This window comes from Adhaeribacter aquaticus DSM 16391 (genome assembly GCF_000473365.1).
Taxonomy (GTDB): domain Bacteria; phylum Bacteroidota; class Bacteroidia; order Cytophagales; family Hymenobacteraceae; genus Adhaeribacter; species Adhaeribacter aquaticus.
On record NZ_KI421517.1, the window covers coordinates 1758006 to 1770183 of the forward strand.

At 37.1% G+C, this 12178-nt stretch carries 10 protein-coding genes and 1 tRNA gene; 2 read left to right on the top strand and 9 right to left on the bottom strand.

The features are described 5' to 3' along the window. Positions 1 to 298: 298 nt before the first annotated feature. Together ADHAQ_RS0109840 and ADHAQ_RS0109845 are read right to left on the bottom strand one after the other, a co-directional pair. Positions 299 to 1891: a hypothetical protein gene (locus ADHAQ_RS0109840; protein ID WP_026462781.1), complete on the bottom strand. Its 1593-nt coding sequence runs from the start codon at positions 1889 to 1891 to the stop codon at positions 299 to 301. Positions 1892 to 2238: 347 nt separating this feature from the next. Next, on the bottom strand, positions 2239 to 4902 hold the full coding sequence (locus tag ADHAQ_RS0109845; protein WP_026462782.1) for a DUF5916 domain-containing protein: 2664 nt from the start codon (positions 4900 to 4902) through the stop codon (positions 2239 to 2241). 375 nt (positions 4903 to 5277) lie between these two features. Here ADHAQ_RS0109845 and ADHAQ_RS0109855 point away from each other — a divergent pair, with 375 nt between their 5' ends. Next, positions 5278 to 5481 carry a hypothetical protein gene (locus ADHAQ_RS0109855; RefSeq protein ID WP_026462783.1) on the top strand — a complete coding sequence of 68 codons (204 nt, stop codon included), beginning with the start codon at positions 5278 to 5280 and terminating at the stop codon, positions 5479 to 5481. A gap of 303 nt (positions 5482 to 5784) precedes the next feature. Here ADHAQ_RS0109855 and ADHAQ_RS0109860 read toward each other — a convergent pair whose 3' ends face one another. Both ADHAQ_RS0109860 and ADHAQ_RS0109865 read right to left on the bottom strand, forming a co-directional pair. Then, positions 5785 to 6213: a hypothetical protein gene (locus tag ADHAQ_RS0109860; protein ID WP_026462784.1), complete on the bottom strand. Its 429-nt coding sequence runs from the start codon at positions 6211 to 6213 to the stop codon at positions 5785 to 5787. A 219-nt stretch (positions 6214 to 6432) separates the two neighbouring features. Next, positions 6433 to 7530, bottom strand: a complete 1098-nt coding sequence (locus tag ADHAQ_RS0109865; RefSeq protein ID WP_026462785.1) for a type I restriction endonuclease — start codon at positions 7528 to 7530, stop codon at positions 6433 to 6435. A 313-nt stretch (positions 7531 to 7843) separates the two neighbouring features. Here ADHAQ_RS0109865 and ADHAQ_RS0109870 point away from each other — a divergent pair, with 313 nt between their 5' ends. Continuing rightward, positions 7844 to 8152, top strand: a complete 309-nt coding sequence (locus ADHAQ_RS0109870) for a hypothetical protein (RefSeq protein ID WP_026462786.1) — start codon at positions 7844 to 7846, stop codon at positions 8150 to 8152. 134 nt (positions 8153 to 8286) lie between these two features. Here ADHAQ_RS0109870 and ADHAQ_RS0109875 read toward each other — a convergent pair. The 5 genes from ADHAQ_RS0109875 to ADHAQ_RS0109895 form a co-directional block, all read right to left on the bottom strand. Further along, positions 8287 to 8374: transfer RNA gene (locus ADHAQ_RS0109875), tRNA-Ser, on the bottom strand. Positions 8375 to 8442: 68 nt separating this feature from the next. Next, positions 8443 to 9519, bottom strand: a complete 1077-nt coding sequence (locus ADHAQ_RS0109880) for an asparaginase (RefSeq protein WP_026462787.1) — start codon at positions 9517 to 9519, stop codon at positions 8443 to 8445. A gap of 1 nt (position 9520) precedes the next feature. Next, the gene (locus tag ADHAQ_RS0109885) at positions 9521 to 10297 is read right to left on the bottom strand and encodes a TatD family hydrolase (RefSeq protein ID WP_026462788.1); all 777 of its coding nucleotides are present in this window, start codon (positions 10295 to 10297) and stop codon (positions 9521 to 9523) included. Positions 10298 to 10323: 26 nt separating this feature from the next. Beyond that, positions 10324 to 11415: a glycosyltransferase gene (locus tag ADHAQ_RS0109890; protein ID WP_051359832.1), complete on the bottom strand. Its 1092-nt coding sequence runs from the start codon at positions 11413 to 11415 to the stop codon at positions 10324 to 10326. Next, the gene (locus tag ADHAQ_RS0109895; RefSeq protein ID WP_026462790.1) at positions 11412 to 12041 is read right to left on the bottom strand and encodes a polysaccharide deacetylase family protein; all 630 of its coding nucleotides are present in this window, start codon (positions 12039 to 12041) and stop codon (positions 11412 to 11414) included. Before ADHAQ_RS0109895 ends, ADHAQ_RS0109890 begins: the two co-directional genes overlap by 4 nt. Between the last annotated feature and the right edge of the window lie 137 nt (positions 12042 to 12178).

A 12178-nucleotide genomic window follows, 5' to 3' on the forward strand; every position in this document is an offset into this window, starting at 1 on the left:
GTACCATACTTTTTAATACTTAACTTTTCATTGTTTATGTTTGTTTGGTAGGAAAAGGCTGCTCCTTGGGTAGCCTTTTTTATATTAACTGCTATACCTGCCTATTAAAGAATCCTCATAGCTATTTTCATTTTACTGGTCGATAATAAGAAGATATCTAACACTACTTTAAATAAAAAGCGATGGTCCCTTTTATTAGTAAAAGGGACCATCGCTTTTTTTCTAGCTAAGGAAAGAATTTTCATTCCTTCTATATGATACTTAAAACCCAGTGCCGAAAGACACTAGAGGTGCTTCTTTAATTTTCGGGATTAAAATCTTTAAAGGTTTTATTAATGTTTTCGTTAGTAGCTTTATTTTTATTTTTCCAGCTCGAATCAAGCTCTAAGGCTACTAAACCTTTTAAATTCAAGGCTACCATAAAGTCATCCATTTCTTTCGTAAATTCTGGTCGCCTCCGAGAAGATTTTAAGGCGTATTTCCGGGCAAAAATATCACCTTTAGTTTGCAGCTCATTTCGCTTCTCTATAATATAATTTAATCGATCTACTAAATCTTTGGTAGAACGCCCGATGACTTCGGTTGCTTCCAACGTACCAATGGTCATAACCAAAGTACCGCCAATAGTGGTAACTTTTTTGGTAGTAGCTGGCACATCTATAACTACAGGAGTAATACCTGTACCCGCTCCCAGGGTGGCTGTAGTAACCGAACGTGCCTTTTTACCTTTTCTGGCTCTGGAGTATTTACGCTTTAAATCTTTTTCTGCATCCTTTAATTGTTCCATCAGGTCCCAAGCCTTAGCTAATGAGCCCCGATAAGCCATATAAAGCTTCTGATCATTTTCAGCTTCGTTTACCGCATTTAGAACGGAGAAAGTAATGGTTCGTTCTTGTTGTTTATGGGACTTATCAATTACAAAAAAGGTGATATTAAAGGACACTGAATCAAGCGGATCTTTAACAAAGTCATAGCCTGGTTTCCAAATAAACTCGTATTGGGAAGGCGTATTTTTTACCAGCGCATTTAATGGAACGGCCGGGCTTTCAGAACTGAAACTAAAGGAAGCAATATCACTTTCTCCGTTCGGATCGTTTAGCTGAAACTTTAGATTCAGGGTAGCATCTTCTTTAAACCTAAACCTTTTCTGAGAAGGAATCAACAACAAACTTGGCGGTAAATCTTGTTGGGTTACTTCTATCTTAAACTGGCCTTTGGTGCGGGCCTTGGCAGGCTGATCTTCCACAAAAAACTCCAGTACTATAGGGGTAGTCCTAAGCCGGTTAAATTGCGTCATGGAAGGCTTCCAGGAAAATTCACCCTGAGCAGATAATTTTGCGCCTTCTGGCATATTGGCTAATATAGGCACAAAGATAGTCGGATCGTTATCCTCATCTTTAATGGTAGTAGCCTCTATAGTATACACATTATTTGTATTGTACTGAACATAAAAAGGTTTAAGCTCCCCTACCGACGGTGGCCGGTTAACGTTTTCTACTACTATATCAATTACCTGACTTACTCGTTCGTCTTTTTCATTACTTACATCAAAGAGTACCTGAAGCGTACGGCTTTTATTCAGGCGGTCTACTATTTCAAAGCTAGGCACCCAAGAAAAGCGACCTAATGAATCAAATTCCATTCCTTCTATCCGGCCTTGAGTAATAGAATATATATTTCTACTACCCGTTCCCCCAGAAGCTTTTACTTCAAATTGCAGCTTTTGCCCTTCCTTTACTACATTCCATCCCGGCTGGTTTGGAAAAGCAATTTTCATGGGATTAGCCTGGGCTGCAGGAGGATTGGCATTTTCAGTAGTAGTTACTTGTTGTGCGAATGGTTTATTTATTAAAAGTAAAATGAAAGATAACAGGAAAAAGATCTTTTTCATTATTGGAAACTAAGGACAGGTTTGCTCTTTACGACTCTAAAAATAATAAAGACTTTTGTAATTGAATTGCTAAAGTATTAAATTAAGTAGTAGTATCATTTTTACATATACCTCTTAAAGGTTAAAGCTGTTATGCATTAAACGTAAATAATAAAGGTTATTATGCTGCGAAACTAAAGAAAAATTATTCCTCTGCCCTTGTTGGTCTTATTTAAACTTTTTAAAATATTTTATTATAAGGGAAAAACAGGTAGGCAGAAACATCTAAATGTTAGATTATTAGAACCCGTAGTTGATAAAGCAAAAAGGATGGTAGTTCACCAGTAGAAAATTGATCCCACCGCTTTTTACTTTAGGAAACGGTAAGTCCATTTAATTAAATAGTTATTGCGGGCCTGGTCGGCAAAGGCATTATCAAATAAACTAGTAGCCAGAGGCGTATTTAAATCAGAAGCCGCATTTGGGGTGTTGCCCTGAGCCCATACCAAATATAACTCAGAACCTGGTTTGTATTCCCACCGAACAATCAGGTTGGAGCGTAGTTGCACAAAGTTAAAATCTGGTTTATTGAAGTTGTAGTCCGGGTTACCATCTCCATTCTCATCTACCCAATATTTCCCCTCCTGAAAACTAATCTGGTTTGGCGCAAGCACATAGAACCGGTCGTCATATTTTTTAGCCATCGGATTGGCTACATAAGCAAAATGGTTATAAAGGGGCCGCGTAATATAAGGCTGTCCATAATACTGCAGGGTAAGGTCAGGCGTAATGTTATAACTTATCCGACCGGTAAATCTTAAGGTATTTTGTTTTACCTCTCCTACTATTGTTTTAAGCGAATTCTGATAGTTTACTGTACTAACAAACTGATCCTGTCTCCGCCAATTATAGGAGTAATTGCTGCTCAAACCTATGCGAAGTGCATCAAAAGGCTGAACAGTAAAAGACAAACCATAATCATAGCCTTTTAGGGCATTTTCAAATCCCCAAAAATGAAACATATGAGCATTTACAAATATCTTTTTTCGGGTATCGCTGGTAACGTAAACATTATGTCCTAATCCGGCCGGCCGGCGCATAGACAAAGTACCTCTTAGGGCGTTATTGGAAATATCAAAAGGGTTCCAGGTTAATCCAGTACCAACCTGCCAGTTATTTTTGAAATTGGCATGTGCATTAAAATTGAATGCCTGATACAAAAACTGCCCGCCAAAGTCCCAGCGCGACCAATGGTTATAGTTAAGCCGGGCACTCCGGAAGAAAGAAAAAGATTTAGGATAGTGAAAACCGGCCCAGGTAAAATGATTTATCTCATTAGCCGTAAGCATAAATCCAATATCATTCAGCTCCAACTCCGGAGATCGGAAAGTAAGACCCGTTTCAAATTTAAAAATCTGGCCCAGCCTGCCAGACTTACCGCCTATTTTACCAAACCGTACTGTACCACCCATACCCGTAAGCGAGGTCCGGCTGCTATCTAAACTTACTTCAGGCGCTCCCTGGCGTTGAAAAAGATGCTCAAAACTGGTCTGGGTTCGCAAAATAGCCTGCGTACTACCTTGTACATGACTAAAAACCAAATTGCCTCTTACGTACCAGGTCCGGTTTTTCCAATACTGTAAAAAATCTAACCCACCAGAAAACGCATTTTGATGTAAAAGATCATTCAGTCCTTTTTGCCGGTTTACCCCGGTTATAATACCGCCAATTATAGTATTACCAGATTTGATATCCTTTTGTAACCTTCCAACAAAATAATTAGTGAGCGGCTCTACTAATTCTGTCCTTCGCTCGCCTTTAGAATCAATGGTGGCCCACTCCCGTTGCGTTACACTTTCCAGAATACCAATACTCCAGCCTTTCTTGGTTTTTCCGCTAAACTTAGCTGCTCCTAATATAGAAGTGTTTTGAGGCACATGAGCGAATTCTCCATTTTTTAAGTTAGGATACCGGTGAGGAGAACTTCCAATCCGACGGGAATAGAACAATAAATCACTATCATAATCGCCGCCGGCCTCCGACCCGGTTAAACGATAGTCAAAAATATTGCGGCTCTCAATAAAAAAAGGTCTGCGTTCAGCAAAAAAATTCTGGAAGCCATCTATCCGCACCTGCGACGGATCAGCCTCTACTTGCCCAAAATCCGGATTAACCGTAAAATCCAGAATCAGATCGTTGGTAACGGCAAATTTACCATCTAGGCCAACATTTATTTTTTGGTCTGAGCCTGTAGCAAATGGATTTCCAGGTTCTTTTTTATACCTATCGGTTTGTGCTGTTACATAAGGTGCAAGTTCTATCTGCCGGTACATCGGGATATTTTTAATCCCATGTAATTCGCCAAAGCGGCTTACCCAAACGCCAGAATTTTGCGGAATATATTGCCAGGTAGATCGTTCTTCTTTCCGGAACAACCTTCTGGTAATTTGAAGGCCCCACACCTTCTCCTGATCCTTTCCATACCGGAGCTGACTAAACGGTATTTTTATTTCACCGGTCCAGCCTTTATCGTCTACATGGGTTTTGGCAAACCAGATTGGGTTCCAGCTCGCATCCCACCCATTGCCATCGTTAGATACAAATTCATCGTTTCTTACACCTGAAACAGATAAGGTAAATGAAAAAGCTGTACGCAAATCATGATAACTATCTATGTTTACTTCAATCCAATCTCCTGGAAATTCATCGCGCCGTCCCATCCTTTTCACAATAGAATCCGGGGCTACATCATGGCACCGATAGGCTATATAAAGAAACTTCTCATCGTATAAAATTTTAAAACTGGTCGGCTGATAAGGTGCTTTCCCTTCATTTGGTTGCCATTGCGTAAAATCTCCTCCCCATTCAACCTTATTCCAGGCATCTTCATCTGGAATACCATCTAAAGTAATGTTGCCTGCTAATCTGTCCGTAAAATATTTCTTTTTTACTCCAATAGAGTCAGCAGATTGGCTATAAACAGCAAATGCAGAAAAGAAGAAAATAATAAGACAGAGGACAACTTTATTCATGTAAAGAAAAATGAAATAATCAACTCACCGTAATCCTTAGCAATAGTTACAATAATATTTTTTTGATCAGACCAAAAAACCACATCTTCCTTAAAAACAGAAGAGTAATAAATATTATTGATCTTGCTAAAGCGGATCACAACCTGCCCGCAATTTATAACTTATGCTAGTAACTTTATTTAATTCAACTCATTATAATTTACATTATATGTTTTTCTCCTAATTTATTTTTATTAATTATTTACACGTGAAGAATGAAAAAAAATTTGCTTTAATATGAAACCTTGTATATATTAGTCCTTCAATTAAAAAATTGTATTGCCAATAACTCATTAATTAGTTCTCTTTTGTGTCATCTTAATTATGGTAAAGCTTATGGTTAATTTAACAGAAAAAGAAATTGTAGGTTTTAGTTACAAAGAAGTAGAAGAAAAACTCCTTTATGTAAGACAGTTGTTAAGGCCAGAAAATGATATATTTAAGATAGAAACTTATTTTAAATATGTTTATCTGCTGGAGCAAAGAAAAAACCTTTTAAGCCGAAGTAATAGGAGAATGATTACTGAAAACTACAATTAATTGCATTAACAAATTTTACTTAAGTCCGGAAGAAAACAGCCCCCAATTCTACTGGACTAGAGAACCTTAAAAGGCCTGAACTCAAATGTTAAGTTATTATTCTTGACTATGGCTTTGCGTCCATTTCACTTAAACAATACTTCTAGAAGATTCTCCTTAACCTTTATTGGATAACATTAGAGATAAAGATCCTTATAGTTCTTTTTTAAATTATTCAAATAATTATTAAAAGTGGAAAAGGCTATCTGCAATATTTGGTAGAAGGATTCGTCGCTTGTATTATCATCAGAAGCCTAACAGAAATTAAACAACTTTAGTTATATCAAATAGCCATTTTAAAGCAATTTCCGGCTCAAAGAAAATTTCCACTTTCAGGTATTTACTTAACTCTGTGTTAACTTTAACTAGGTTATGAATTCGAATAGTCGTCATCAATTCTAAACCCAGTTCCGATATAACATAAGCCAGTTCGTGTTGTTGGGCAGGATTGAAACTGGTAAAAATTTCATTAACCAGCCAGTTTTGATCTGCAATATCCAAAAATAATAATTGCCGCATATCACAAAGCCAATTAGTTAAGCCGTACTGGTTGGCAAATGAATGAGCCTTCAGGATGATTTCTTTAAAACTTTCACTTTTAGGATGTTTTAACCAGACAACTTGGATAAACTCCAAATCCATATTTGTCTCAATTTTAGCATCTTCATTTGAAAAAATTATAAACAAGTCCATAAATCCCTCATACTTAAAACCATCACAAGAAGTTTTAAAAATATAAAAATATTTATAATTAGTATGACGTTTTAGCCAGAAGCAAATACAAAAATGTCATCAATTACAGCTAAAAAACAATAAAGGTAGCCTATTTCTAGAACTACCTTTTATAATATCAGAACCTCATGCTTGCTAGCTTGGATTAAGAAACTAGCAATAGGTTTATATTTGAACCATTTAATTGGCTACTTTTTTATTATCATAACCCATAGCTGTTGCAATTAATTGATCCGAATGGGTATATATATCATCTATGGTTTTTATTTCATATTTAATTTCTTTTCTATTCTCATCAAATAAAACAATGCCCTTTTTACTTCCATCTAAATATAACCGACATACAGGCTTTCTATTATTATCATCTATAAGTACACTAAAATAGCTTTGCGCATCTCTATATACAATTCTATTAGCATCAAACTGGGTTCTAAGAATAGACTTAACGATAAAGAATGCTTCTTTTTCAATCTCAGTAGTTACTATTTTGGATTCAGGTTCAGATACAGTTAATACCACATCTTTTTCTGGTGCTGAAGAAACCACATCCGAATATTCTCTATTGGTTTCCGTTTGTAAAGCTGATTTTAACCTATCACTAATCATATCACTTACAAGTTGATTTAATGATTTTTTGACTACACCAGTGAATTGTTCCATAACTTTTGCTGTCAGAATACCAGTATGAATCTGCTTGGCAAAATGCCGTACAAAGGCATCCGTTGGATTGTTCATTTCATCCAACATTATCTTTTTAATTTCTCTGTTATATTTCAGCTCAGTAGCAGCATTAAGAATATTTTCTATGTCAAATATATTCTTGTGGTACTTCTTAAGTTCTGCAACAGTAGCATCTGATATATCAGTCATAGTAAACTCCCAGAATGGTTTATCATCCATTTTGTTAGGTTCTACTAAGTCAGTATAGAATTTATAGGTAACACCATTAGTCAGAATACCAAACTTAGAAGTGGTTACATGAAAATATCGATGTAGTTGAGAATTATGAACATTTAAATCCTCTTTCCAGTGTTTACATTCTACAATGATGACTGGTTTATCATCCTTCATGATGCAGTAATCAACCTTCTCCCCTTTCTTGATGCCTAAATCAGCTACAAATTCTGGTACCACTTCATGTGGATTAAATACATCATAACCTAGTGCAGCTATAAAGGGCATTATAAAAGCATTCTTAGTAGCTTCTTCTGTCTGAATACTATCTTTTAATCTGGATACTTTTTCTGATAATGCTTTGATTAAATCTATAAAGTCCATAATGAATAGGTTATGTGGTGGAAGATTGGAAAATATAGAAAGATTAAATTTATTAAAAAAGCACTTTACTTAAAATAAGATAATTTAATCTAAATATTAGAATACTTCTTATCTTAAGACTCCAATGAAGTTTCATTTGAACTTGCTACCACAGTAAGTTTATAACTCATCACTAAATAGATTATATAACTATATTTCAAGATACCTACTTCTAAAGCTTTTTGTTTATAATGTTTATTAAAGTTAGACTAACTATGGAAACAACAACGTCAATTCTTTTCTAAATGGGTAATCTAATTACAGCAAATTGCCAATGCGGGTTAAAACTAATCAGATTTATCAGGGGATCGGTTTTAAATACTTTGAAACAGGTAAGATAATAGAACCTGCGTTTTGTGATTCTTGTGGTTTGGTATCTGGAAGAGATAAAAATAAAATCTCCACCAGATGTTCAAAATGCCGAAAGAAAATGAAGTTCTATAAAGAAGGCATTGAAGGTGGAGAAATAGAAAGAATGTTCAGCATTCCAACTGATGAATACTTACAAAGTAAAAAATATTGGCATTGCCCAAAGTGTAAAAAGGAAACTTTAGAACTTGAGTTTATAGGTTGTTGGGATTAATTCTTATATCTATTTTTAGAAATAAGGCTTAGTAAATATGCCATTTAATCAGGCGTTTTGTACCTAACTTGTATCCGATAAAATGAAGAAATCCCATAAAATGCTAAATATTAACAATTTATGGGATTAGGTTGCAGAGAGGATGGGATTCGAACCCACGATACCCTTTTGAGGTATACACACTTTCCAGGCGTGCTCCTTCAACCACTCGGACACCTCTCTGTTTGTGGGTGCAAAGTAAGACAAAAATTAGCCAGAAAACAAGCCTTACTTCTACAAACCCTAATAACTTATATAGGTTCTTCTGAAATTTCTCCGCGCAGATTGCTTTCCAGCAACTTACGGGTTTCTTCTCTTGGTAACCCTAAACCTAATACGTACATTAATTTTGTTACTGCCGCTTCACTGGTTATATCCGCCCCGCCAATTACGCCCATTTCCTGTAAATATTGGCTCGTCTGGTAACGCCCTTGTTCTACCCGTCCACCGTCGCATTGGCTGACATTTAGAATAAATGTCCCCCGGTTAATAGCCTCTTGCATGGCATTTAAAAACCATTGGGCGGTAGGTGCATTACCAGAACCATAGCTTTCCAGCACAACTCCTTTTAAGCCTTTGGTAGCTAATAAGTTTCGAATAACTCGTTCTGCCAAGCCGGGAAATAATTTAAGCCTAACGATGTTACGTTCCAATTGCTGGTGCACAATAAACGGGCCTTTTGGTAAAGAACGAATCAGCATAGGGCGATATTCTATATTTACCCCAGCCATGGCCAATGCCGGATAGTTTACTGATTTAAAAGCATTAAAATGGCTGCTTTCTACCTTTTTAGACCGATTGCCCCGTAATAATAAATTACCAAAGTAAATACAAACTTCAGGAACAATACAACGACCAGTACGGGTAGAAACAGCAATTTCCAGAGCCGTAACTAAATTTTCCCGGGCATCCGTCCGTGGTTTACCAATAGGCACCTGGGCTCCCGTAAAAATTATTGGCTTTTGTAAATTCTCCAGCAAGTAACTTAGGGCCGAGGCAGTATAGGCCATGGTATCGGTACCATGCAATACTACAAACCCATCATACTCCTCGTAATTATCCCGAATAATAGAGGCAAGCATGATCCAATCTTCTTCGGTTACATTAGAAGAATCAATTGGCTCGGTATAGCTAATAACCGAAATTGAAATATTAAGCTGCCGCAATTCCGGCATCCGATGCATTATTTCCTCAAAATTAAAAGGAACCAAATGGCTCCCGGAGCGGTCAGATACCATACCAATGGTACCGCCAGTATATATAACAAGCACTGAGCCATCGGGCTCGAGCGTAGATGCTGTATTTAGATGGACTTTTTGTAATTCCATTTTACAAAGTAAATAATTTCTTTGAATTGGCCGTTGTAATTGCAGCCACTTCTGTTAATGGTAAATTCTTAAGATCAGCTACCCGTTGGGCAATTAAAGGCAAATAGGCGGGTTCGTTACGCTTGCCCCGATAAGGCACTGGTGCTAAATACGGGCAATCAGTTTCCAGCAATATTTTATCCGCAGGTATGTCGGGTAAAATATTATCTAATCCGCCATTTTTAAAGGTGGCTACTCCACCAATACCTACATAAAAGCCAATTTCCATCACCTGAGCTACTTCTTCGGGTGTACCCGAAAAACAATGAAATACCCCGGTAAGTGAACCATCCTGAGCGGCAGCAATAATTTCGTAGGTTTCCTTAAAAGCATCGCGGGTGTGCAACACTATAGGAATCTGGTATTGTTTTGCCCAGTTTACCTGAATTTTAAGCGCTTCCTGTTGTTGAGCTAGGTAAGTTTTATCCCAATATAAATCTATACCGGTTTCGCCGATTGCAATAAACTTACGCTTACTTAACCACGATTCTATTTCATAAAGTTCTTTTTCAAAATGTTTTTGTACCGAACACGGATGTAACCCCATCATTGACAAGCAAACCCCCGGATGATCACTCTCTGTTTGCAACATTTCATCAATAGAGGTATGATCTACATTGGGCATAAGGATTTGCGCCACCCCTGCTTCGGTAGCCACCCGGATTGCATCGGCACGGTCTGCCTTGAATTGCTCAGAATAAATATGAGCGTGTGAATCTATGTAAGTAAGCGAAGACATACCTGGTGTTTAACGAAGAATAAAACTTAATATTTCCTTTCCTTCCAGGCCACTTTTACGGGAAGCAAAAAAAATAGAATGGTGATCAAGGACACAAATATCACATAAAACTCAAAGAAAATTAATTGCCAGATGGGGTATTGTAACTTTAAATACTGTAAGCTCCTGTTAATGAATAGGGTTTGCAAAAACACTTTCGCTAAAAAAATGCCCGCTACTATTTGCCAGGAGGTATACAAGCCAAAAGGTAAATAGAAAGTATAAAAGGCCGCGTAGACAATTAAAAACAAGGACATATACCAAGGCAAATGCCAGATGCCTTGCATCCAGCGCTTCCGCTGGTGCAGCAACACTAGCCAATTGGGCGCCGGCGCCGATTGAGCCAACACACCTACATCAAAAATATTAAGAAAGCCAAATCCTTTTTTCACAACTGCTTTAAACAGTTGTACATCTTCGGTAACCGAAAAGGGCATGTTTTCATAACCTCCGGTGGCTTCATAAGCTTGCCTGGTAATAAGCATATTATTTCCCATGGTGCTTACCGGCAAATTTAGATTAGATACTACCTGCATTAAACTTAATGCATTTACCCAATCAATGGCTTGGAAGCGTTGAAATAAAGAATCTCCTTTAATAGTAGTTATTCCAGTAATTATGCCCACATTATTTTCCAACCCGCCCAACATATTCTGTACCCAATTAGGAGGCAGTGAAATATCTGCATCGGTAATAAAAAAATAATCCGAAGTAGCCTGTTTGGTTAAATGAGCCAACACATTAGCTTTGCCTTTTGCCTGGCCCAATTTCTCCTTTATTTGGATACACTTAAATTGAGCCTTATCTTTTATATAATTATTAATTACCACCAAGGTATTATCAGTGGAGGCATCATCACCCAACAGTATTTCTAATTTTTCGACCGGGTAGTCCAGCCTTGAAATAGCGTCTAAACACGAAGAAATAGTAGCTTCCTCATTCCGAACAGCTATTAAAATACTTACCAACGGTTTTTCAGAAGCCGGTGCCGGAGCCTTTTTATGGTTTAGGAAGTGCAACACAAGCACCACCAGAAAAATAGAAAAGAACAAGAGAAAGTAAACAACTGATACCATCATAGGCTTTCGAAGCGGTAGCCCAGGTTATTAAAATATGCCAGGTAACGAGGCAAAGTATATTCTAAATTCCGACGGGCTTTTAAACTATCATGAAACACAACGATAGAACCAGCCTTTGTGTTTTTAATTGCTTTTTTCAGGCACTTGTCCGGCAGCAAGCTTGCATCAAAATCGTAAGTTAGAACATCCCACATAATTACTTCATAAAGTGGCCTTACCAATTTAAACTGTTCTCTAGTTAAACGCCCATGAGGTGGCCTAAATAATTTGGAGGTTGAGGTTTTATTCAGCTTATTAAGTTGTTCCTGGCACAATTTAATATTGGCTACATAATTAGGGGCAGTTGTATGCCATCCCTTAACATGGTTATGGGTGTGATTACCAAGTTTATGCCCGGCTGCAATAATCTTATTTGCTATTTCCTGATGCCTGACCAGGTTTTCTCCTACACAAAAAAAAGTAGCCTTGGCTAGGTATTTTTCCAGTTCCGCTAACACAAACTCAGTTACTCCTGGAATAGGTCCATCATCAAAAGTAAGATATATTATTTTCGCAGTAGTTGCCTTACGCCAGGTAAAACCTGATAAGATATTTTGAATAAAAAATGGCGTATGGTAAAACCGCATTTATAAAATCAAATGTAGGCTAATAAGTGGCAATTAATTTAAAGAACAAAGTAAGTTAAATAAAAGCAAAAATTAAGCAACTGATTAATTAGCTACAAAAAAATACCTATAGCCAATTTACACATGACTATAGGTAA